At 42.3% G+C, this 24,128-nt stretch carries 21 protein-coding genes; 14 read left to right on the top strand and 7 right to left on the bottom strand.

Annotated elements, in window-relative coordinates:
* Positions 1-473: 473 nt before the first annotated feature.
* Positions 474-839: a hypothetical protein gene (locus DFP82_RS08680; protein WP_110923327.1), complete on the top strand. Its 366-nt coding sequence runs from the start codon at positions 474-476 to the stop codon at positions 837-839.
* Positions 840-1,022: 183 nt separating this feature from the next.
* Here DFP82_RS08680 and DFP82_RS08675 read toward each other — a convergent pair whose 3' ends face one another.
* From DFP82_RS08675 to nadR, 3 genes are all read right to left on the bottom strand, one after another.
* Complete coding sequence (locus DFP82_RS08675) at positions 1,023-1,469, bottom strand: Mpo1 family 2-hydroxy fatty acid dioxygenase (RefSeq protein ID WP_110923326.1); 447 nt, start codon at positions 1,467-1,469, stop codon at positions 1,023-1,025.
* A 336-nt stretch (positions 1,470-1,805) separates the two neighbouring features.
* Positions 1,806-2,537, bottom strand: a complete 732-nt coding sequence (pnuC, locus tag DFP82_RS08670) for a nicotinamide riboside transporter PnuC (protein ID WP_110923325.1) — start codon at positions 2,535-2,537, stop codon at positions 1,806-1,808.
* 63 nt (positions 2,538-2,600) lie between these two features.
* Entirely contained in the window at positions 2,601-3,677 is a 1,077-nt protein-coding gene (nadR, locus tag DFP82_RS08665; RefSeq protein WP_110923324.1) for a multifunctional transcriptional regulator/nicotinamide-nucleotide adenylyltransferase/ribosylnicotinamide kinase NadR, read from the bottom strand.
* Positions 3,678-4,222: 545 nt separating this feature from the next.
* On the opposite strand from nadR, the gene DFP82_RS08660 reads away from it, so the two are divergent.
* From DFP82_RS08660 to DFP82_RS08645, 4 genes are all read left to right on the top strand, one after another.
* The gene (locus tag DFP82_RS08660) at positions 4,223-4,435 is read left to right on the top strand and encodes a PspC domain-containing protein (protein WP_110923323.1); all 213 of its coding nucleotides are present in this window, start codon (positions 4,223-4,225) and stop codon (positions 4,433-4,435) included.
* A 377-nt stretch (positions 4,436-4,812) separates the two neighbouring features.
* Positions 4,813-5,805, top strand: a complete 993-nt coding sequence (glyQ, locus tag DFP82_RS08655; protein ID WP_110923349.1) for a glycine--tRNA ligase subunit alpha — start codon at positions 4,813-4,815, stop codon at positions 5,803-5,805.
* A 9-nt stretch (positions 5,806-5,814) separates the two neighbouring features.
* Complete coding sequence (glyS, locus tag DFP82_RS08650; protein ID WP_110923322.1) at positions 5,815-7,908, top strand: glycine--tRNA ligase subunit beta; 2,094 nt, start codon at positions 5,815-5,817, stop codon at positions 7,906-7,908.
* Between the two features lie 267 nt (positions 7,909-8,175).
* Positions 8,176-8,481, top strand: coding sequence for a hypothetical protein (locus tag DFP82_RS08645; protein ID WP_245905688.1), 306 nt, complete (start codon positions 8,176-8,178; stop codon positions 8,479-8,481).
* Between the two features lie 188 nt (positions 8,482-8,669).
* Here the strand turns inward: DFP82_RS08645 and zapA are convergent, their stop codons facing one another.
* On the bottom strand, positions 8,670-9,116 hold the full coding sequence (zapA, locus tag DFP82_RS08640) for a cell division protein ZapA (protein WP_110923321.1): 447 nt from the start codon (positions 9,114-9,116) through the stop codon (positions 8,670-8,672).
* A gap of 116 nt (positions 9,117-9,232) precedes the next feature.
* On the bottom strand, positions 9,233-9,673 hold the full coding sequence (locus DFP82_RS08635) for a hypothetical protein (RefSeq protein ID WP_110923320.1): 441 nt from the start codon (positions 9,671-9,673) through the stop codon (positions 9,233-9,235).
* Positions 9,674-10,153: 480 nt separating this feature from the next.
* On the opposite strand from DFP82_RS08635, the gene DFP82_RS08630 reads away from it, so the two are divergent.
* The 5 genes from DFP82_RS08630 (at position 10,154) to DFP82_RS08610 (ending at position 15,591) form a co-directional block, all read left to right on the top strand.
* Complete coding sequence (locus DFP82_RS08630) at positions 10,154-10,807, top strand: UPF0149 family protein (protein ID WP_110923319.1); 654 nt, start codon at positions 10,154-10,156, stop codon at positions 10,805-10,807.
* Between the two features lie 33 nt (positions 10,808-10,840).
* Positions 10,841-12,088 (top strand): acetylornithine deacetylase, encoded by a 1,248-nt coding sequence (gene argE, locus DFP82_RS08625; protein WP_110923318.1) that lies wholly within the window; start codon positions 10,841-10,843, stop codon positions 12,086-12,088.
* 305 nt (positions 12,089-12,393) lie between these two features.
* Entirely contained in the window at positions 12,394-13,200 is an 807-nt protein-coding gene (locus DFP82_RS08620) for a LysE family translocator (protein ID WP_110923317.1), read from the top strand.
* An 802-nt stretch (positions 13,201-14,002) separates the two neighbouring features.
* Positions 14,003-15,217, top strand: coding sequence for an RtcB family protein (locus DFP82_RS08615; RefSeq protein WP_110923316.1), 1,215 nt, complete (start codon positions 14,003-14,005; stop codon positions 15,215-15,217).
* 137 nt (positions 15,218-15,354) lie between these two features.
* Complete coding sequence (locus DFP82_RS08610; RefSeq protein ID WP_227687376.1) at positions 15,355-15,591, top strand: hypothetical protein; 237 nt, start codon at positions 15,355-15,357, stop codon at positions 15,589-15,591.
* A 101-nt stretch (positions 15,592-15,692) separates the two neighbouring features.
* Here the strand turns inward: DFP82_RS08610 and miaB are convergent, their stop codons facing one another.
* On the bottom strand, positions 15,693-17,186 hold the full coding sequence (miaB, locus tag DFP82_RS08605) for a tRNA (N6-isopentenyl adenosine(37)-C2)-methylthiotransferase MiaB (RefSeq protein WP_110923315.1): 1,494 nt from the start codon (positions 17,184-17,186) through the stop codon (positions 15,693-15,695).
* Positions 17,187-17,533: 347 nt separating this feature from the next.
* On the opposite strand from miaB, the gene DFP82_RS08600 reads away from it, so the two are divergent.
* The 4 genes from DFP82_RS08600 to DFP82_RS08585 all read left to right on the top strand — a co-directional run bounded on the left by DFP82_RS08600 (position 17,534) and on the right by DFP82_RS08585 (position 22,718).
* Positions 17,534-19,654: a lytic transglycosylase domain-containing protein gene (locus tag DFP82_RS08600; RefSeq protein ID WP_110923314.1), complete on the top strand. Its 2,121-nt coding sequence runs from the start codon at positions 17,534-17,536 to the stop codon at positions 19,652-19,654.
* Between the two features lie 465 nt (positions 19,655-20,119).
* Positions 20,120-20,752: a T2 family ribonuclease gene (locus DFP82_RS08595; protein ID WP_245905687.1), complete on the top strand. Its 633-nt coding sequence runs from the start codon at positions 20,120-20,122 to the stop codon at positions 20,750-20,752.
* A 400-nt stretch (positions 20,753-21,152) separates the two neighbouring features.
* Entirely contained in the window at positions 21,153-22,142 is a 990-nt protein-coding gene (locus DFP82_RS08590; protein ID WP_181416277.1) for a malate dehydrogenase, read from the top strand.
* Positions 22,143-22,478: 336 nt separating this feature from the next.
* The gene (locus DFP82_RS08585) at positions 22,479-22,718 is read left to right on the top strand and encodes a DUF2789 domain-containing protein (RefSeq protein ID WP_110923313.1); all 240 of its coding nucleotides are present in this window, start codon (positions 22,479-22,481) and stop codon (positions 22,716-22,718) included.
* Between the two features lie 96 nt (positions 22,719-22,814).
* Here the strand turns inward: DFP82_RS08585 and ribF are convergent, their stop codons facing one another.
* The gene (ribF, locus tag DFP82_RS08580; RefSeq protein WP_110923312.1) at positions 22,815-23,849 is read right to left on the bottom strand and encodes a riboflavin biosynthesis protein RibF; all 1,035 of its coding nucleotides are present in this window, start codon (positions 23,847-23,849) and stop codon (positions 22,815-22,817) included.
* Positions 23,850-24,128: the final 279 nt, after the last annotated feature.

Below are 24,128 nucleotides of genomic sequence, written 5' to 3'. Positions count from 1 at the left end.
GACAGATGCGGTCGTATAGCTACTCTGGTATTTATCGAATTCTAAGATCAAAATAGAAAGCGCCACTCAACAATTAGTTGGGTGGCGCTTTTTTTTGTGATTTAGATGTTGGTATTAATATATTTTCAAGCAGCATTGTAAATTTAGCTAATAAGTGAACATTACCCTCACTTTAATTTATGCCCTGTTTGGAATAATTTCGGCGATGAGATATATCTAATAATGAATATACGATATTTCTCTGTTTTATATGTCAGACGGCAGTTATTTTGTCATGACTGGTTAGTTCAAAATAATCTCCCTTATAATACATGGAGTATAATGCGAACTACTAAGTTATGTTAGTTTTTTTAATGAATAAGATTCATTATCTTTGCTGAAAGACATACTTCGTTATTGATGTTTCTTGATCAAAAACATCTCACAATTTTAGCGTTACTTTATTGAACCACAACCAAGTAGATAGGAAAAAAATGTCAAATATCAATGAGTCTTTACAAGAGTTAATGAATCTTGATGGTGCTATGGGTGCCTGTGTTGTTGATTACATGTCAGGTATGGTATTAGGTATGACTGGTAATGGTGGCAGTATAGATTTAGAGCTTGCTGCAGCTGGCAATGCACAAGTAGTAAAAGCGAAAGTCGCTACAATGAGATCACTTGGTATCAAAGGTGAAATTGACGATATGTTAATCACGTTAGAGTCTCAAATACATATCATTCGTCCTACACATAACCACGAAGATTTGTTTATTTACTTGGTGCTTGATAAATCAAAAGCAAACCTTGCACTAGCACGTCGTAAAGTACAAGGGATAGAAAGCAAGCTAGAAATATAATTTGATTGGTAGTATTTAAATCGATGCATATTTGGTAGATATCTATTGTGATCTTATTAAATAGGCTAGCAATAGGACTATATGTATTACGAACATTTAGACAGAAAAAGCGCCACTCAACAATCAGTTGGGTGGCGCTTTTTTTATAGCTTTAGATATTGAGATTGAAAACGATGGATCTAGCTAGCTATTCTTACGTTGCATCAAACTATTGGCGACCCATGCTGGCCCAATTAGTAAAAACTGTAAGTCTTTAAAGAATGATGGTTTCTCTCCTTCGATTTTATGGCCGATAAACTGTCCAATCCAAGCGACGATAAAGATACCCGCCCACACTTTAAACCCCCACGGTAAGAACGCCATAACAGACAAGCAAATTAAGATAAATATGCCCATTGCTAAAAACAATGGCGTGGATAAACGTATGTAGAACAATAATACCAAGGCACTAAGTACCAAGGTAAACCATACAGATAGCGACATTCCGACGCCTAGCAGACTGACAAATATAGTAGGGACACACAACCAATGGATTTTTTTGTTGACTAGGTTTTGATGACTAATAGAGTACTCGCTGAGCCACTGCTCAAGTGTGCGTTTCGACATTCTCTGCTGCTTAACACGAGCCATACCAACCTCCTTGTTAGTAATTAATAGGATGAATTGATACTGGCTACCAGTTCAGGTGCCAATAACATTCGTAGTATCAGTTTTAGCATTAATTATGCCAATCTACCATGCTATCCAATAGACGGCACAGTCAGAAATTATGATGCTATAGTCAAATCCTCTATAAATTGGATACGGTGTCAGTCTTGCTTAGTCTACTACTCGTAGCACTTTCATTTACCTTCCTTGTATCCAAATCATATTGAACTGACTCTAGCAACATTGTGATCAATACAGCTGACCATATTCTTTTGCTTTTCATTTTGAATGTCTCAGTGTTAATTCAATGCTGAAAAACTAACCTTGTTCGCTACGATGCCATTCATAGAGACCGATAAAGGCATTTATTTGATAGATCATAGTTTGGATAGCAAAAATATAGTTACCAGACATTAAGTTGACGATGAGCCAGACGAAATTCACGATAATCCATAGCCACCAGTTAAATGAATACCGCAAAATCATCGCGGCTTGTGCAGTAATTGAAAGTACAAAGGCAATAACATTAATCCAAAAGAAAGAAATAAACCCTAGAAACAGGCTGCTATCATCTTCTACCACTGCATAACCATAGCTTGCTAATAAGTTATTTACCGTGGGAAACAGTGCAAGTCCAATGATGATGAAGGCAGCGGTAATCAACCAAACGGCTTTGTTAGCAGCCTTTGGTATCATGTCACCATCAGGATCAGTATGCTTTGACCAATAAAAAATACCGTAGACATGGGTGAAAAAGTTAAAGAGCGGCGCAAGCATTAGACCAACTGCGCCAGACGTTGCTTGTACTACCACTTCGCCCGCAGTCGCTGCCATGCCTAGACCATTACCCATGACGTTTTTTCGGAATGACAGTGAGACAACACAGACCAAACCAACAAAAGACACGCCTAAATAAAACATATCGAGAGAGGCATGGTCTGTGGTGAGCCAAAAGCCAGTGGATAGGGCAACCACTCCGCAAATGAACCAAGTAACAATCCATTGCATTGCCCATTTTCCGGTGATGTTGTCTAATAGCTGAATACGCATAAGGCTTCTTTCCTAAAATGAGAGTTGGTCGCCGCATAGTGATTGATACTGTTACTTTTCATTTTACGGATTTTTACCGTAGATGTATTGATCAATAAATAGCACCGCTTGTTGATAGCGCGCATCGTAGTCTGGCTCATCAATCATATATGGCTTGATATGATGGCGCGCAAATATATCGACCAGTCGTTGCTCAAAACGCCCTCGTGCTTCAGGTGTACCCAAAGAGCGCATACCATCATCAACCCACGGTGTATTATTATCTAGCATGATAGTGTGGTCTAAGCGGAACTCATCGATACAAGCAGCCACAAACGGGTGCGTGCAATTTTCATATTCTTCACAGAACGCCTGTGTGGTGACAAAATCTGTGTCAACGATGGTGATAGGGGCGGTGGCATTCGCTGTCGCCTCTCGGATAGCTTGAGCATGGTGTAGGGCAATGGGTCCGTAATCCTTATATTGCAATCCAACCTCGCTACCTCCCAAATCCGTGCCGACATACAGCCGCCCCATTTCTAATGCAAAACTGGCACCATAATAATTAGCAAGCTTATGTATTAAGGTTGTTTTGCCTGAGCTTTCACCACCGACAATAGCAACGGTCTTAGTATAGTCGCCACGAGCTTGTGGATGAATGGCTGACCAATGCGCTACCGGATCACGAGCAATCGCATAAGAGTCAAATTCAGGCTGTAGTGGCGTAGTGACCACTCGCAAAAGCAGCTGGTCTTGTACATCGCCTTGCGTGAGTGGATGGTTCTCTGCAATGAACAATACAGCATCTGTTGGCAAGTCGAGCACATTAGCCAAACGCTGTAATTTGGCATTGCTAGCTAGGATATCGATAGTGACATCATCATTGGCGCTGACATCTTCATTAGCATTGTAGAGGTGCTCATGCAACGGTAGCTCAATCTCGTGAGTCGTATGGATATGAATAAATGGTAAGTCAGCACATGCCATCTGTAGCCAACGTGCTTTGTCTTGTAAGGTAATCGTGAAATTTGGATGCGGTGATGGGTGTGCCATAATGACGATATGCAACGTCTTTGCCTGTCCTGCCGCATACAAAATACTACGCATCTGCCCCAAATGGAGAGGTTCAAAATGTCCAATCATTAATCCAGTGTCGTACATAGTTATCCTTACCTGTGCCTCATCTTGGCTTTATATTTATTTTGTTTTTATGACTTGTACCGACTGATATAAGTTTGACTATATAAAGGTTTTGGTTGATTTGCAGGTAGGTTATTGTAAACACAAGTTTGATGCAGAATTTTATATAGATTATTCGTCTTTCTAAAAGATAATTAGTGACCAGTTTTTTGCTAAATTAGCTAGGTTTTAATGGTTCTACTACTACATAAATAATGCTTATCTATCTGATAGCATTAAAAAATACTGAGCAGATGAATTATTAGCGTAAGGTTTTAGCAATAAACCTAGCTTTGAAACATTTTGAAATAATTATTTAAAATCAGGGGTTTAGATGCCCTTATGACAGATTAGGGCAAGCTTAGGTAGCATAAACTCACAAAGTACTGCTACATCTTCAACAGATGGGAACTGAATAGTTGATATACTTATTCGTAAGTCAAGAGGGCTAAATAGCACTTTGATTGAATATAGCAAATAAGTATAAAGAAATATAAGAAAACATAAATAATAGAGAGGTATCTGATTTGGCTAAGTTAGCGAAATTACATCGCTCACAGAACAACCGTATGATAGCAGGAGTGATGGGCGGCGTTGCAGAATATGTCGGTTGGTCACCAACTTGGGTGAGAGTGCTATTCGTAATTATTTCATCGTTGAGTGCAGCAGTACCAGGCATCTTAATATATATTATTTTATGGATAATAATGCCCAAAGCAACCAGTGAATCGTATCAGTAAATTATCTTGAAGATTTAAAGCTATACTTTGAAAATCAAAGTTTAACTAAAAAATAAAAAGCCTGATCAATCAGGATACCAAAGACATACTTTTCCTCCTGCCCAGATGCTCGCGCATCTGGGTATTTTTTTATCTATTGCTTTGATGACGCTTATGGCTTCAGTTTGATTATAAATGAGCCATATAATAGGATTTTTATCGCTGAGATATAAATTTAGTTAAGGTAAATATGGATAAAATAGTCAATTTTTAGTAAGGTGAGCAGACAAATAGAGTCGTTGCCGAATAGGCTGTACGAGTGCTATCAACGTTTTATTTATTAATACTAATTCCATAGTGATTTTATTATGACATCCCAAGCGAAAAACTCTCAACCGATGACTTTTCAAGATTTGATTTTAACCTTACAAAACTATTGGGCCGACAAAGGCTGCGTTATCTTGCAGCCTTATGATATGGAAGTTGGCGCAGGTACTTTCCACACGGCGACCTTTTTACGTTCGTTAGGCCCTGAGCGTTGGAATGCTGCCTATGTACAGCCGTCTCGTCGTCCTACTGATGGGCGTTATGGTGACAACCCAAACCGCTTGCAGCATTATTATCAATTTCAAGTCGTGTTAAAGCCGAATCCACCTAATATCCAAGAGCTATATCTAGACTCGCTAAGAGCCATTGGTATCGATCCGTTGGTGCATGATGTGCGTTTCGTCGAAGACAACTGGGAGTCACCAACGCTAGGTGCGTGGGGTCTTGGTTGGGAGATTTGGCTCAACGGTATGGAAGTGACGCAGTTTACCTACTTCCAGCAAGTCGGCGGCATTGAGTGTTTCCCAGTGACTGGCGAAATCACTTATGGTCTTGAGCGCTTGGCGATGTATGTGCAAGGCGTCGATAGCGTATACGACTTGGTGTGGGCAGATGGTGAATTTGGTCGTGTGACTTATGGCGATGTCTTTCATCAAAACGAAGTAGAACAATCTACCTATAACTTTGAGCACGCTGATGTGCCAATGATGGGTCAGATGTTCGATTTCTATGAGCAGCAAGCGGATAAGTTGGTTGCTGAAGGTTTGCCGCTACCAGCCTATGAGATGGTGCTAAAAGCTTCGCATGCCTTTAACTTACTTGATGCTCGTGGTGCCATTTCAGTGACCGAACGTCAGCGCTTTATCTTACGTGTGCGTACGCTTGCTCGTAAGGTTGCCATTGGTTATGTCGAAGCACGTGCGAAATTAGGCTTCCCATTGGCTGATGAAGAACACCGTCAGGCAGCGCTTGATAAGTACTTGCCAAAAGAAGATGTGGCAACTGAAAACACAAATGACAGTCAAACTGCTAATAACAACCAAACTACTAATAACAATAAATAGGAGCATCCCATGAGTACTATTCTATTTGAACTGGGGTGTGAAGAGCTACCTCCAAAAAGCCTAAAGCCACTACGTGACGCGCTACAAGCGAGTGTTATTGAGCAGTTGAACGAAGCAGAAATCAGTTTCGATAGTATTAAAGCCTTTGCCGCGCCGCGCCGTTTAGCGCTTCAAATTCAGGGTATTGGTGATAAGCAGCCGGATCGCAGTGAGCAAAAACGCGGTCCAGCGATTAAAGCTGCCTTTGATGCCGATGGCAATCCAACACGTGCAGCGATGGGTTTTGCCAAAGGTTTGGGTATTGAAGCCAGTGAGCTGATAACGATTAACACCGATAAAGGTGATTATGTCGGTTATGAGCAAACCATTCAGGGTCAAGCGACCACTGAACTGCTGCCAGCTATTTTTCAAACGGCGCTTGATAAGCTACCGATTGCCAAGCGTATGCGCTCAGGCGCTAGCCGTAATGAGTTCGTCCGTCCGGTACAGTGGGCAGTATTGATGCAAGACAGCGCTGTCATCGACGCCACTATCCAAGGTCATCAGACGGGTACGCAAACTCGTGGTCATCGCTTCCACAGCCCTGACTACCATAATATTGCTCATGCCAATGACTATGAAGAATTACTAAGTGGTTTAAAAGTAGTTGCTGATTTTGACAAGCGTCAAATGCTGATCAAAAATCAAGTCAAAGCATTGGCTGATGAAGTCAACTCAGATGCCATCGTACCGCAGGCATTGTTAGATGAAGTCACTGCATTGGTTGATTTCCCTATTGCGCTAAGAGCAAGCTTTGAAGCGCGCTTCTTGCAAGTGCCACAAGAAGCACTTATCTCTACCATGCAAGCTGATCAAAAGTATTTTTGCCTGACGGATAAAACTGGCAAATTGCAGCCTTACTTTATCTTTATTACCAATATTGAGTCAAAAGACCCGAACCAAATCATTGAAGGTAATGAAAAGGTTGTGCGTCCACGTTTGGCTGATGCAGAGTTTTTCTTCTTACAAGATCAAAAGCAGCCGTTATTTGCGTTGACAGAAAGTCTCAAAAACCGTGTATTCCAAGATAAATTGGGTACGATTTGGGAGAAGTCTGAGCGTATAGCCAAGCTTGCTGCATTCATCGCGGCCTTGATGCAACAGCAAGGTCAGCAGATTAGTATCGATGAAACGGTACGGGCAGGTATTTTGTCCAAAGCAGATTTGGCAAGTTCATTGGTTGGTGAGTATCCAGAGTTACAAGGTATCGCTGGTACTTATTATGCGCGCTTAAATAATGAGCCTGAAGCCGTAGCCGCCAGTTTAGAAGAGCAGTATTTGCCTAAATTCAGTGGTGATGTATTGCCACAAACGCCGATTGGTATTTGCTTAGCATTAGCGGATCGTTTGGACACGCTCGTCGGTATTTTTGCGATTGATCAAGCACCAACTGGCTCAAAAGATCCGTTCAGCTTACGTCGCTCAGCCATTGGTATTTTGCGTATTCTCATCGAAAAACAGTTACCGATTAACTTGGTAGCACTCGTTGAGCAGGCAATTAAGAACTACACTACAGAGGAAGGCAGCAAGATTGCCAAAATGGGCGATACCTTTACCCAAGTTATGGCGTTCTTGAACTCGCGCTATCGTGCCATGTATACCGAGCAAGGTGTGAGCGTTGACACCATCCAAGCCGTACAAGCGATTAACCCGCACATGCCGCTAGATTTTGATCAGCGTATTCGTGCAGTGCAAGCATTTAGCGAGTTGTCACAAGCGTCAATGCTAGCCGATTCGAACAAACGCGTTGCTAACATTTTGGCCAAGTCAGAAGTGAGCGTGGCTGATAATGTTGATGAGACGTTATTGTCTGAGCCTGCTGAGCAGAGTCTATATGCGAGTGTGCAGCAAGCACAAACGGCGGTACAACCATTACTCGAGCAGGCTGACTATACGCAAGTATTGCAAACGCTTGCCAGTCTAGACGAGCCATTGACACAGTTCTTCGACAATGTGATGGTCAATAGTGAAGATGCTGCGCTAAAGAACAATCGCTTAGCATTATTGAAGCAAGTTCGCGCATTATTCTTAACCGTAGCGGATATCAGCGAGTTACAGCTTTAGCTCTACTGACACATAGTTGTTAATTTTGATGCAAAAACCTGGCCTATCGTGGCCAGGTTTTTCTGTTATAGGACAGTGTCATTATTTAGGACCGTCATTCAGTAGATTTATCTAGCAATTCAGAGTAATCAGTAATTAAACTGCAAAGGCATTGTGTTATCGCTATTATTGACGGTAAAATTTATATTATTAAAACGTATTGAATAATCATTAGCTTATTAGCTGTTTTTATTCCTCGCGTTAACCTATATTCGAAGGAGCACTGCCGTGTTTGCCGTTATTATTGTTATCCTCATTATCTGGGCATCGATGTGGGTTTTTTATAAGTTCATGTACCCGCGTGCGCCCAAAAGCATGATGCCAAAAGCAGGTGATATTACCACACCGCGTCAGTGCAATTTTTGTGGCAATAGATTGGCTGAATATCGTGGTGTACTAGAGACTCTTCAGACTACACCGAGTTTGGCTGACAATAGCGACAGTGTTATAAAAACCAATCAAGACTTATTTTTTTGCAATTATGAGCATCAAGCTGACTTTCATGCCGGTAAGACTTATGGTGCCGATGACTAAATAGATAGATTTTGTTTCAAGCATAAAAAAGCGCTTAGCTTGAGTTGGCTAGGCGCTTATCTTTTTAATAGAGTGCTATTTTCTTATATAGTTGAATTCAAATAATTCCGATACAAGGAAGCCGAGTGCAAGCTATACATTAGTATGGTTAGCGAGGATGACGATGTAGCGGATTTATATGGACTTGACTATAGAATAGACTGCGCGTCTTTCATGATCTTATTTAGTAGAGCTTCAGATTGCTTGTCTTGTTGCAAGCGGTCTTCGCTAGTTCTCTGATTGGCATGAATTTTCTCATACAAGCTCAGGCAACATAGTACCAGTAGGCTTTCTTGACTGAGGCTCGGCGCGTCTCTCTTGAGGTCTAGTGCATAGTTGTTAATATAAGAGACGGCTGAATGTAGCTCTTCTTGCTCATGTACAGGGCAGTAGATAGGATAGTTGACGCCAGCAATGGCAATATCGACCTTTTTGATTTGTGGTTCAGCGACTTTAGGTGCTTTGGTATTAGTCTGATCAGAGGTATTCGGTATAATTGAAGCCGCTGTGGCGACATTCTTTGGTTGTTGTGCAGTATTTTGCGTTTGGTTATTTGGCAGCTGTTTTTCTATCGGTTTTTTATGGTCATCGGTCATGATAAATCCTACAGTATTTGGTCAGTAAGGTGAGTAATATCAGATATTACCGTTATAATTTTGGCTTAATTCATAAGAAGCAATGAGTTGTTATTATAAAAAATTGCGTTTAGTAACTAGCCTTCGGCTTGATCGATATGGGTTAAGCGTTTTAATACTACTTGAGTGCGCTCGGCTGCCAGTTGGTTCTTTTTTTGCAGCTCACTGTTTTGTTGTTTAATGTCGCTATACTGCTGCTTTAATTCATTATTATGCTGTTGTAGCTCGCTGTTTTGTTGTTGTAATTGGTCGATCTGTTTTTGCAGTTTGTCTTGCTCTTCACCAATCATATGATGCGCTTCTGCAAGGCTTTGGTAGCGTTTGTCGAGATCGCCTAGTTGTTTTTTAGTACCGTCACGTTCTGTATAGCTAGTTTTGAGCTTGGTTCTCAGTACCGTAAGCTCTTGTGGATCAGCAACAGGATGTTGTTTAAGGCTGCTAAGTTCAGCACTGACAAGCTGATACTGTTTTTTTATGTCGAGTACCATTTTTTCTAATATTCTAAGTTGATCATACATAGTCAGTTTTTATCCTTCACAAGTAAGCGTAAATGAATTTTGTTCTCTGCGTTTAATAATGCCATAGGTGACCGCATAATATCTATATCAACAAAGTAATTACAAGTATTAGGGTCTGTTGAACATTTAAATATTAGGGCTGCTAATTGCCAAAATTGCACCAAATTAGGCGCAAGTCGACGATAATGTCGAGACCTTAGCTAGGCTTGCAACAACATTTGGGGTGATTTTAGCACTAGCCTTTTAGGGCAGTGCTCTTTTTTGCCAATATATGGCGAAATTGTTTAACCTAGAATGACTAGGCATCAAAAATTTCACTGCATATTGTCTAAAAAATAGTGACTGCCAGCACCACATTTGAATGTTCAACAGACCCTGAGCTTAGTCTTTTTATTTTTTATGGTCCACCGTCGCATCAATGATGTTGCGTGGGGGCTGTTTTTGTATTTTAAGTAATAATCAATCACTAGGACCTCTATTATGAATGACAATATCTCTGGCTGGAACACTTGGCTGACCGCTTTTGATGACTGGACTGACGTATCTATCAGCGAAGTACATGGCCTGATGACTGGACTCATGACTGCTTGTAATGCGCCTGATGAAGCTGTATGGGCTCAAGTCTTTGAAGAGCTAAGCTTTGGAGCATTACCAGAGTCTGCATTAACGTTACTAGCCGAAGAAGCGGAAGATATCGTGTTTCAGCTGAAGGATAAAGATGATGCTTACTCTTATATGCCGCTGATACCTGATGATGAACATGACTTGTACGAGCGCGTGATGGCTTTGAAACAGTGGGCCAATGGCTTTATGACAGGCTTTGGTATCACTGATTGTAGTATTAGTGCTGATGAAAACGAGATGCTATCGGATTTGGCGAAGATTGGCGGTATTCGTTTAGAAGAAGACGAAATATTCGAAGGTGGCGAAGAGTCTTATCTGTATATCTATGAGTTTGCCCGTATGGTGCCAGTTAGTTTTGCGACCCGTAAGCGTAAAGCAGTCAAAGACATCGCCTTGATTTCTGGACTCGCTATCGATGCCAAGACGACCAAAGAGCTACAGGCAGAAGGTAAATTACCAAAGCCGATGCCACCAGTCATTGATATTATGAACCAAAACAACCCTTCATAAGGCGAGTATTGCGTATCACAATAAGGATATTTTATGATGAGAAATAATAGTACTGATAGTGACAGTCAAGCTAACTCTGATATCGCTTATCCTACACAAAGTCTCGATTGGCTAACGCGTCTGATTGCTTTCGATACTGTCAGTCGTCACTCAAATTTGGCACTCATTGAAGACGTGCAAGCGTATTGTGAGCAATTAGGTCTGACAGTCGACTTGACCTTTAATGATGCTAAAAACAAAGCCAACCTATTCGTGACAGTACCGGCAGGAGAGAACGCTGACCAACTGAATCATGGTCTCGTGCTCTCTGGTCATACGGATGTTGTCCCAGTCGATGGTCAGGAGTGGACGTCAGATCCCTTTACTGCGACGATACGTGGCGATAAGCTCTATGGACGTGGTGCTTGTGATATGAAAGGCTTTATCGGCTGTGTGTTGACGTTATTGCCACAAGCGGTAAAACTGTCTAACACAGGTCAGCTACGTCGCCCATTGCATTTGGCTGTGTCATTCGATGAAGAGGTGGGCTGCTTGGGCGCACCTCTTATATTGGCAGATATAAAGGCACGCGGTATCACACCTGATTATTGTATCGTTGGTGAGCCGACCAATATGGCGATGGTTGTCGCGCACAAAGGTATTTCTATTTATCGCTGCCGCGTGCATGGTAAGTCCGCGCATTCGTCATTGACGGCGCAAGGCGTCAACGCCATTAGCTATGCCAGTCGTTTGATTGGTTATGTCGATGAGCTAGCGGAAGAGATAAGTCATCGCGATGATACTCTTAGCGATGGGGACGCGATGTTTGATGTGCCTTATTCAACCTTGTCAGTCGGTACGATACAGGGCGGCACGGCGACCAATATCGTTCCCAATTTGTGTGAGTTTACTTTTGATTATCGTAACCTACCACACATGACGCAGGATGATATCCTGATACCCATTCAAGCAAAGGTCGCAGAGCTAAGTGCTCAAATGCAGGCACGAGCACCAGAGACTGGTATTGAGCTAATACAAGCAGTAGGCGTACCAGCAATGACTGACAGTGATAGTGCTGAGCTGCAATCATTAATCGCTACGCTGACGAATGATGAGCAACGTCATAAAGTAGCTTACGCGACGGAAGGTGGGCAGTTTACCAATGCTGGCATTCCAACGATTATCTGCGGCCCTGGTAGTATCGAACAGGCACACAAGGTAGACGAGTATGTTGAGCTTATCGAAATCGAACGCTGTGATACCTTTTTGCAGAAATTGCTAGACAGCTGCACAATTAAATGATGTATTAAAATACTAGGGCATGTCCTCAATTCAATCGACAGTCATCTAAATGGGTTAAAAATGGCTAAATCTTGCCAAACGGCGTCAAATAGCTGACTAATATCTCGATATTATCTGCGCTATTTTCCTTGTTTGACTACAATTTATCTCATTTTTATCACCATTTTTAAAATGAGGACACGCCCTAGACATAAGTATATAATGTGAGTAAGTATAAATAATACCGCCTAAATGGCGGTATTATTTTTTGGTAATGTAGCGACTCGTGTGAGAGCTACTGATATACACATAGTAGGGGTGGGTTGATGTCTTGGCATCTGTTTGCGGTGTTTTTTGCAAGTACGTTTTTTATATCAGCGACCCCTGGTCCGAACATGCTGCTAGCGTTCCAGTATGGCATGAACTATGGCGTAAAACGAACGCTGTGGACGCTAGCAGGGTTAAGCCTTGGGCTATTTATATTACTGCTCTCGACCTTGCTTGGGCTCGATGTGATCAGTCGCCAGTCACCTTGGCTACTGACGATCATCAAAGCAGTTGGCGCGGTGTATTTAATCTATCTAGGTATCAGCTCATGGCGCGATGCGGGTGATGGTAGTTTAATGAAAAACGCTCGCGAAATGAGTGAAGACGTCGCAGCTGAATATCCTGCGTTTGACAGTGACAGTGACAGTGACAGTGACAGTGACAGTGACAGTGACAGTGACAGTGACAGTGACAGTGACAGTGACAGTGAAAGCACGGCTAATACACCGCAGCCGCGTTCGCTCTCTAGCGCGGCAGTCAAAGTATCTCCAAGTAATATGACCTTATTTCGTACAGGTGTCTGGGTATCCTTATCTAATCCCAAAGCCATCTTATTTTTCGCTGCTTTTTTTCCGAAGTTTATCAATTTTAGTGCGCCACTATGGCCGCAATATGTCTTGTTAACCATAGGGTTGTTTTTGAGTGAGACAATTTGGCAGATTATTTATACCTTAGGTGGTAAAAAGCTCGCAAGCTGGCTAGATGTAGGCAATCGCCTAGCTTGGCTCAATCGTGGTTGCGGAGTGATATTTATAATCATTGCTGCAGCTCTATTAGCTGAAGTATTAAATAGCTTTATGGTTTAAAAGTTTTTGAGTTATATGTTTAAAGTGATATTCTCAAAGTAATACTTTTAAAGTAACAGGTTTGATGAAATATAATTTTTATAGTATTTTCTATTTAAATAAAATTAATTATTGACTTTATTTTTTAAATCGTTATTATTATAACATTGATTTATCAGCTTCTATGTAAGTGATAAATCATTCTAATAAACTTGCTACTATTGTCTACAATAATTAGCCACAACCTATGGAGGAATCATCGTGTCCTATTTAACTATCAAGACGTTTTTAAAGATTGAATGTGTAAACTACCTGACAGCAATGACGACTTCGAACAGGTTTGGCTGAATCTATATATAAGCTATTGAGTGATATTTTATCTATTGATATCAACGAATAGCCTTCTGTATCTACTCGCTCTATCCTTCGTTTAAGTCTACTGTGCCAAAATCTCTCTGCGATTGTGCTAGGCCATATTGCGCTTTCTGTTGTCTGTTTATCTAACATTTTACTTTATCGTTATTGCCAATAAGGCGATTCACGCTATTGTTTAGCGTATGCCTTTCTGCGTGTATAATATTTATGCTCTCAATTTTGGTATGGTAAAACCTTTCTTTAAAACGTCCATAATAAACTAACCATGAATTTTTATTGATTTTTTAATTAATAAAGATACGGTATTTTATTGTCTTTACTTTATGATTTATTAATCTATATTCTTGTTAAATGTATCGTTTAATGCAGACGGGTAAGTAATATCTAAAAATTAGTAAATTAAAAAATATGCATGGTTATAAAAATAATAAAACGGAAATAATAAATCATGAGCATTCAATTAATATTAAATGAAAACCGCAAACACGGCGTACCCGTCAAGATTTACACCTCAGATGTTGAGCAAGGTGCGATGCAGCAACTACGTAATTTAGCCCAGTTGGAGTTTGTACACTCGCATATTGCAGTGATGCCCGATGTGCACGTTGGCAAAGGCGCAACAGTCGGCAGTGTGATTCCGACCAAGTCCGCCATCATTCCTGCCACAGTCGGTGTGGACATTGGCTGCGGTATGAATGCCGTACGTTTGTCCCTGACGGCGAGTGATCTGCCTGATAGCTTGAGGTCATTACGCTCAGTAGTGGAGCAACAAGTACCAGTCGGCTTTAACATGCACAAGCAAATTCAAGCCAAGAATTCAACGCTTGATCCACTAGGCAAACGCCTAAAACCAATTACTGATAAGCACCCAGGTTTACTCAAAATGCTCAGAGGTTTTGAGCGTACATGGGCAAAGCAGTTGGGAACACTCGGCGGTGGTAATCATTTCATTGAGCTGTGCTTGGATGAAAACAATGATGTCTGGGTGATGCTGCATTCTGGCAGCCGCGGCATAGGTAACTGTATCGGCCAGTACTTTATCAATTTAGCAAAAAAAGAACGTCAATCGCGCTTCGGTCATGTGCCTGATCGTGATTTGTCTTACTTTGCCGAAGGGTCTGATAGCTTTGCTGACTATATCGAAGCAGTAGGCTGGGCACAGGACTACGCGCTTGAGAACCGCCGTGAGATGATGCGTCTCGTCATTAAGTCATTACAGTCGCCACAAGCGGGATTACCACGGTTTCAGCTGACCAAAGAAGCCATCAATTGTCATCATAACTATGTCAATGAAGAGGTGCATTTCGGTGAGCAGGTCTATGTGACGCGTAAAGGCGCTATCAGTGCTTATGCAGGTGAGCTCGGCATTATCCCGGGCTCTATGGGCGCAAAATCCTTTATCGTACGCGGTCTGGGCGCAGCGGAATCGTTTTGCTCATGTTCACATGGGGCAGGGCGACAGATGAGTCGAGGCAAAGCCATGCGAGCGTTCACTATCGATGAGCTAAAGGCGCAGACGGATGGCGTCGAGTGTCGCAAAGACAAAGGCGTCATCGATGAGATACCCGGCGCTTATAAAGACATCGATGAAGTGATGGCCAATCAAGCTGACTTGGTCGAAGTGGTGCATACGCTAAAGCAGGTCATGTGTATTAAAGGCTAATGAGTAAAACCATAGCGAGTCACGACGGTGTCAATCGAGCTTAATGTACTAAGTGTACTATTTGCGCTCGATTTCCTAGTCGTGGCCTCACTATGCTGTCACTCGAATATATAAAATAGATTTGGATATATTAAAATATGAGCTTAAAACAAACCTTAAAGAAAGCCAAACAGATTGAACGGCAGCTAGAACAAAAAGCTGAAACAGGTACACAGCAATCGCTAGGCACTGTCAAACCACGTAATTATTTGGCACTGGATCCACTATTAAGAAAAGGCGGAATTCACGAAAAAGAAGATATCGATATCGTCCGAAAAAAACGTCGCCGTGAGACTAAGCAGCAGCTACGGAAGACAGATTGGTTATCAGAATAATGATGGTTAATATTCACGCACAAAAAAGCCGTTCGCTATTATAGTGAACGGCTTTTTTATTCTTACTCAAACTTATAACTTAACCACTGTCACCTTAACCACTATGCCAATACTTCGATTAGCTCACCTTTCACCATGTGCGGGCTGACGAAATCAGTAATGCGTACGCTCACGAGTTTACCCAACATTTCATCCATTTTTTCGACATCATGAGGGAACATGACGGTACGGGTGTTATCTGCAGTACCGATTAAGCAGTCAGGATGACGATTGGCAACTTGTTCAACCAAGACACGAGTCGTGGTACCGACCATCTCATGTGTTTTGGCAAGCGTTGAGTCAATGATGACTTTTTGGAATTCAGCTAAGCGTTCTTTTTTAGTTTTGAAGCTTACATCATCTGGCAACTCAGCGGCTGGCGTGCCTGGGCGCTTAGAGTAGATAAAGCTGTAAGAATGATCGAAATTCAGTTCTTTTGCCAAGTTCAATGTATCTTGGAAGTCTTGATCCGTCTCGCCAGGGAAGCCAATGATAAAGTCACTCGATAAGTGAATATCAGGACGAATGGCTTTTAGCTTATTAATCTGATTGATATACACATCAATCGTATGGTTGCGCTTCATCGCTGCCAAGATAGCATTTGAGCCACTTTGAACCGGTAGATGTAAGTGTGATACCAGCTCTGGCAATTGTGCATAGGCATCAATGATGTCATCAGTGAACTCTAGCGGATGGCTGGTCGTATAACGAATACGCTCGACACCATCGACATGTGAGACATAATGCAACAGCTCAGCGAAACGGCAAATACTGCCATCATCTTTTTCACCGCGGTAGCCGTTGACGTTTTGACCCAAGAGATTGATTTCACGCACGCCTTGCGCTGCTAAGCTATCAATCTCAGCCAATACGTCATCGAGTGGACGTGACAATTCTTCACCGCGCGTATAAGGCACCACACAAAATGAGCAATATTTTGAGCAGCCTTCCATGATAGAGACAAAGGCTTTAAAGCCTTCTACTCTTGGCTCAGGCAAAAAGTCGAACTTTTCAATACTTGGGAAAGATACGTCAACTGTGCCGATGCGATTTTTTGGTGCAATTTCACGCTGTTCATGTGATTGATCATATAGCTCTGGCAGGCGATGCAAGGTTTGCGGGCCAAATACCATATCGACATAAGGCGCACGTTTTTGAATGTTATCGCCTTCTTGTGAGGCCACGCAACCACCGACACCAATCACAAGGTCAGGGCGTTTTTCTTTTAGTTTGCGCCAGCGACCCAATTCTGAAAAGACTTTCTCTTGCGCTTTTTCGCGGATAGAGCAGGTATTCATTAACAATACATCGGCTTCGTCGATATCATGCGTGACTTCCATACCGTGGGAATCACCGAGCACGTCGAGCATTTTGCCAGAGTCATAGACATTCATCTGGCAGCCTTGAGTGGTGACAAAGACTTTTTTGGTAGCTGTTTTGTTTACAGGAGATTGGGCTGAACTTGCTTCATTGAGTGCAGTGACAGCAGGCGCGGCAGCAGTTGCTTCAGTAACAGCAGCGTCTTTGATGCGGGGATTGAATACAGTAACACTCATAAGGATAAGTCCATGATTGACTAAAAATATAGCAGGGTAGACGATTAACAGGTGGCGTATTTTATCACAACCCTCTATCAATGTGAAAAATTAGCGCGGGTGATCGTTAGTCATTATTATAAATTATTCATAACGGTATCAATTGTTTACTAGGTTTAGTAGTGCTTTTGACAAAAACTACGACTCGACATCATTTCTATGTTACACCGTACTGTCCTATTTATTAACAAAAGGTAAAGGCTATGGTTGAAAGTGCAACGAGTATAGTATGATGATTGCTATACCCTTGGCGGTACTTAGCGAACCGTTATTCACATATTTGTAGAGATATCATAAAGAGAGTCAGTATGACAAAGTTGCGTGTTGCGCATAGCATCAAGGATGAAGAGTCTATCAGTCAAAAACACGCGTCAAAGCGAATCACAGTAGGTACGCTACGGATGAGTGCGTTGAGCGTGGCAACAGCGGTAAGTGCACTTGGTGTGTCACAAGTCGCTTGTGCCGAGTTGACGTGGGGCGATGAGGAAAGCTACCAACAAGAAAGTAACTATCAGCAAGACAGTAGTATTGACTCATTTATGGCAGCCGCTATCGCCGCAGATCGCGGTGATGTCAGCGCCCTTTATGGTTATGAGCAAGCGATGAGTGGTGGTTTGTTTGCGATGTATCCAACGTATTGGCGGATGAATCTGGATTTGAATTCGCAAAGTGCGGCTGCGGTGTCACAGTTCGTACGTCAGTATCCAGATACTGTCATGGCTGAGAAATTGGTTGCGGATTTTGCTGAGACCAAAGCAGGATCAAACGATTATGCATCAGTACGCCAAGTCGCGAATTTAATTACCAATGCCGATGCCAGTGAGCGCTGCGCAGTTGCACTTGGTTTTAATAATGGTGGCGACACGATGCGTGCTATGGCAGCCAAGTCTGATGTCTGGCTGAATACCCAAAAGCAGCCAGCATTGTGTGATCAGCTAGCGATGGAGATGAACAATAACGCATTGATTAGTGATCAAGATCGTACCGCTCGTCTTAAGCGCATGCTCCGCAAAGGTAAGACAGGCGATATCATGGCGTTGTCATCACGCCTAGGCACGCCTATTGCTTATTCAGCATTGAGTGGGATTCAGCTGAGTCCATCTTCATTCTTTACCAGTTTTGGTAGACAGTCTGCCAGTCAGACCAATCAATATCTCTACCTGTATGCGTTAGGCCGTGTCGCTGATAAGTCTTATCGCGAGGCTGCGCTACAGTTAGATTTTGATATCAAACAAGACAATCAGCGTTCAGTGAAGTTGTTGAATGATGACACCCGTCGCTATGCCTATCGTATCCTCGGCGTACAGCGTATGAACCACAATACTGATGATGGCTTTAATGCTGAGGCAGTTGAATGGTTTCGTAACAGCTTAGATAACGACTTTAATTTTGAAGAAGCCGAAGATTATGCCATGGCAGCCATTCGCTTTAGCCAATGGGATGATGTGGTCGAAGCCATTTCTAGAATGGAGAGCGAAACTCAAAAGAGCAGCCAGTGGCAGTATTGGTTAGCACGTGCATATGAGCAATCGAGCGATTCAAGCAAGCGTAACACTGCCAAAAAGATGTATAAGAACATCGCAAAAAGTAATGAGTATTATGGCTTAATGGCAAAAGATAAAATTGGTCAGCGCTTCGATGCTAGCCAGTTCGGTGGTAGTAATCTACCCAACGTGAGTACCTCGGATCGCGCACGTGTTATGCAAGATGGCAACTTTGCTCGTGCTTTTGCCTTATATAACTCTGATGCTAGTCGTGCTTATGCCAACCGAGAGTGGAACTGGGCGGTGAAGCAGGCACGCGACAAGCGTGATGACAATTTAATCATTGCTGCTGCCCGTCAAGCACATGACATGGGCTGGCTCGATCGTGCGATTTACGCGGTTGATAATACGGATAGAGTTGATAGCTTGGCACTGTCTCATCCAATGCCGCACCAAGATGCTGTCGTTCGCTACAGCCAATCTGCTGGCATCGATCCAGAGTGGGCTTATGGCATTATGCGTCAAGAGAGTCGCTTTGTGACTTCTGCCCGCTCAAACGTTGGAGCAAGTGGACTGATGCAGGTCATGCCTGATACGGCAAAATATATCGCTCGTAATCTAGGTGAGACCTATAGTGCTAGCCGTGCTAATAGTGGTGATACCAATATTCGTTATGGTACGTGGTATATGGGTGATATCTTGAGCAAGTTGAACCGTCAGCCAGTCGTCGCTACAGCAGGTTACAACGCTGGACCTAACAATGCCAAACGCTGGCAGCCAGTGTATGGGTCACTTGCAGCGGATCAATATGTTGAGTCTATTGCCTTTCCTGAAACGCGCAATTACGTCAAGCACGTAATGGAGAACGCCACTATTTATAGCAGCTTATTGGGTCGTAGTCAGCCCATTAGCCAGCGCATGGGTACCGTTCCTTCTTCTTTTTAGAACACTAATTTACGATTCAAATAAGCCACTGACGAGCAATCGTTAGTGGCTTATTTTTATACATTGATTTTAGTCGTCCTAATCTCATGTTTACGTTTCTGCTATAGATTAAAAAAAACGATTTGTTACCATTGCATTAATCATTGTCTTTAATTGATGTTTATAAATCGCTGTTCATATTTTTTAGCTCTATGTTTAGTGGTATGAGTGTTTGTATGTCAAACGCCATAATCTAAGCGATAGCCTATATTTTATCACTGCTAGATGCCTCCAGCCCTTATGATCAAAAAATACTTTACTCTATGTATGTTATCGAAAGTTAGACGTCAGTCATCTACGCAGGTGCACTCGCTATCTAACCTGACGGCGACCCCGAGTCATTCGAATGTTCATTCAGCGATCAAACCAATCAAAATTTTGAATAAAAGTCACGCAAGCCTAATCGGCAAGCGTTTTATGAGTAAAATGAATACCACAGTGGGGATTGGTGCATTACTAATATTGCAAGGCATTGTTCTAATGCCAGCACATGCCGCCAGTACCGCGAGGAGTGGGCAGCGTGTGTTGATGATCGAAATGACGCCTGCCTTATGTAGTATGCAGCCAACGCGTGCCCGTATGCGTCAATGTCTAGAAGGCTATTCGTTGACCGTATCGGGTTTAGATATGGGCTATGGTGAGCGCTGCGGTCGTGGTAGTGAGCCACGATTGACACCGCTTCAGCTAAAAGTCGTCAACCGTATCATGCCTGATACCACAGTACGCAGCCAAACATGGCAACGTTATGGTGCCTGTAGTCCATTTAGTGCCAGTAGTTACTTTCGCCAGATTACCAATTACGCTGGCGCATTGAAGTTGCCGAAAGAGCTGAATACGGGTAATAGCTATACGGTTTCCAAGTCGCGATTCATCAGTCAGATGACTCGCCTTAATAAAGGTATGTCATCATCTAGTGTCGACCTAATTTGCCAAGCGGGCAGCCGAAAGCAGTCTATATTGACGGATATTCATGTTTGTTATGAAGGTTCTGAGTTTGGTAGTTGTCCTAATGTGGTGGACAGTTGTGGCAGTCGATTTATCATTTCAGGCGGTGAGTAGCTTTCCTCAATGCTATTTAAAAGTTATCATTTAGCATCCTTTTTGATATCCTCTTTGACAATTTTTAGTCATAGCTTATAGCCTCATCCTTTTATTATAAGCGTTATATCAAGCGATATAGTGCTAATCCACGTTATCATCAACTCCTTTTTAATCTGTCTTAGCGCTTGATTCATAAGCGCTTTACTTGCTTAAAGCCTCTCTCGTATAAAATGTAACAATATAATAGGTCGTAGGCCTCTTATTGTCTCTAGACGATTCGCTGAACGAAGTGCTACACTAACCCTCGGTTTATGGCTGCTGCTATGCAGCAAACAAGTCGATATCTAAAATGATAATCATTCATTAGAGTCATCAATTAGAATTATGAATTATCTAATAATTAATTAGGGAGTATTCAATGTCAATGAAACAGCCTTTACGTGTTGCCGTCACTGGTGCCGCTGGTAATATCAGCTATGCTATGCTATTTCGTATTGCATCTGGCGAGATGTTAGGTAAAGATCAGCCAGTTATTTTGCAATTGCTTGAAATCGCCCCAGCACTTGACGCCCTAAAGGGTGTGGTCATGGAGTTAGAAGACTGTGCATTCCCATTATTGGCCGGTATCGTTCAAACTGATGATGCGACCGTTGCATTCAAAGATGTTGACTATGCTTTGCTAGTCGGTTCACGTCCTCGTGGCCCAGGTATGGAACGTAAAGATTTGCTAGAAGCCAATGCTGCGATTTTCTCAGCACAAGGTAAAGCATTGAATGACGTAGCAAGCCGTGACGTAAAAGTATTGGTAGTCGGTAACCCTGCGAACACCAACGCGCTTATCGCTCAACGCAATGCACCAGATCTTGATCCACGTAACTTTACAGCAATGACTCGTTTGGATCACAACCGTGCCATGGCTCAGTTGGCTGGTAAAACTGACAGCACTGTAAATGACGTGAAAAAAATGATCATCTGGGGTAACCACTCATCAACTCAGTATCCAGATCTAACGGCTTGTACTGTAAACGGTAAGCCAGCTTTAGATCTAGTTGATCGTACTTGGTACGAAGGCACTTATATCCCAGAAGTACAACAACGCGGCGCAGCGATTATTAAAGCTCGTGGTGCATCTTCTGCCGCTTCTGCTGCCAATGCTGCCATTGCACATATGCGCACTTGGGCACTTGGTACTGATGAGAATGATTGGGTATCAATGGGCGTTTACTCAAACGGCGAATATGGTATCGCGGAAGGTTTGATCTACTCATTCCCATGCACGTGTACTAACGGCGACTGGTCTATCGTAGATGGCGTTGATGTATCATCTGATTTCTCAAAAGAGAAAATGGCTGCGACTGAGCAAGAGCTTAGCGAAGAGCGTGATGCAGTAGCACACTTACTACCATAAGTAGATATTTTGCTTAAGTGATAAGACTAAAAGCAGCACATAAAAAGCCCTTTGAAATATGAGGGCTTTTTTACGTCTTAGAAAAATAAGCAGTTGTTGTCGCTAGTCGAGACACTTTAGAGGTAAGTAAGGCAAGCAAAGCAAAATAAGTAAGATACTAAAACAAACAACCTGACATCGTATCTGATTTATACAAAATTGGACCATTGCCATTAATACAATTGATAACGTTAGATAAACGTTGGTTAACAGCTATTAAAATAGAGCCTGCTACAATAAAGTGGTAAGCATAAATAATAATCACAGTTAAACCTGCATTATCTAGGGATAAAAAATATGATGAATGAACCTGAATATAATATAAATGAATTATTTGCGCAGCTAGGACTCGATAGCTCAGATGAAGCAATCGATAGCTTTATTGAAAAAAACCAATTGGCAAAAGAAGAGAAGTTGATAGAGTCAAATGTTTGGACGGATAATCAGCGTATGTTTTTGCAAGAAGAATGGGAAAAAGATGCGGAATGGGTAGAAGTCATTGACGACTTAAACGTACGTATGCACCCAGATGCCTAGCTATAAAAGCAAGCTTATAAAAAGTAAGCTTATAAAAAACCCACAAACATTTATATTGTGGGTTTTTTTATGAGCTAGATATCTGTTCTAACAAGGTTATTGTTTTGCTCGCCACTCAATCAACTCTTTTACATCGTTATGGATGCCAGTTTTTAATGCCTCTAAGCCATCATAACGTCGTTCACCATGCAGATAATGCAAAAATCGAACCTGTAAAGTTAGGCCATATAAATCAGCTTTCAGCTCTGGGAAATGAACTTCTAAACGCCAATTATGCGCTTTATCTACTGAAGGTCTAGTACCGACATTGGCTGTACCAAACAAGCTATCAGCACGTAATCCTGCTATACCAGTTTGTCCGTTGACCGCATTTACGGTTAGGCCATTAGGAATTATTTGACCATTATCATCGAGACTGACCACATCGACACCGAAGATGCCATGTAACGCAGGTTTTAAGCGTTTTAGGTCAATATTGGCAGTAGGGAAGTCTATCGTGCGGCCAATTTGATCACCACGGACGACCAGTCCTGTAATGGCATAGTCGCGACCTAGTAAGGTATTGGCGGCATCAATATCACCAGCCAACAGCATATCACGCACACGAGTAGAGCTGATACGTGCCGCATTATCACTACTGTCAGTGACGGTATGTAAGTTGGTCACATCCAAACCATAATCACGCAAAAACTGACTGTCACCAGTACGGTCATGACCAAATTTAAAGTCATCGCCTAGTACTAAAGCCTGCACGTTCAAGCGCAGTGCCAAAATATCTGCAAATGCTTGTGCTGATAGCGACCGAAAATCTGTATCAAATCCCGCCACAATCAAAGTTTCAACACCATACTCTGCTAGCAAGGCTTGTTTTTCAGCGAGATTGGTTAAGCGAGCAGGCGCAGTGGCTGTCGCAAAGAACTCACGAGGCTGTGGCTCAAATATCATGACAGCAGAGCCAAGATTTTGCGCCTGTGCAATTTCTCTGACTTGTGTAAGCATCGCTTGATGCCCCAAATGTACGCCGTCAAAATTGCCTATAGTGAGCACGCAAGGCGCTAAATCTACAGGGCTAATATTGGCAGGCAATGCATTTGGTGACGCAATCAGTTGCTCAAGAAAATAGGTGTTCATAAATTTTCAGCTATGATAGATAAGACCAGATAAAAAAGAAAAACACACCATACCAAAAATCGATGTGTCTAAAATCAGCCATTATAAAGTAAAATGGCTATACTAACATCCTATAGTCTATTCATAATATAAGTAGGGCGCTGTCAGTTCCGCTATTTTAAAAGAACAGAACCACTTCGCTTATCTTCCTTTGACGACTATCGTTAGCAATAAGCTATATAGTGGATTCAGTTTAAAAGAGAGTCAAGGCAACCGAGTGCAGAGGTATATGTGATACTT

It is taken from the genome of Psychrobacter fozii, assembly GCF_003217155.1.
In the GTDB taxonomy this organism is placed as follows: Bacteria; Pseudomonadota; Gammaproteobacteria; order Pseudomonadales; family Moraxellaceae; genus Psychrobacter; species Psychrobacter fozii.
Note: the sequence above shows the minus strand (reverse complement) of the source record. Positions and strands in the feature narration are given on the sequence as shown.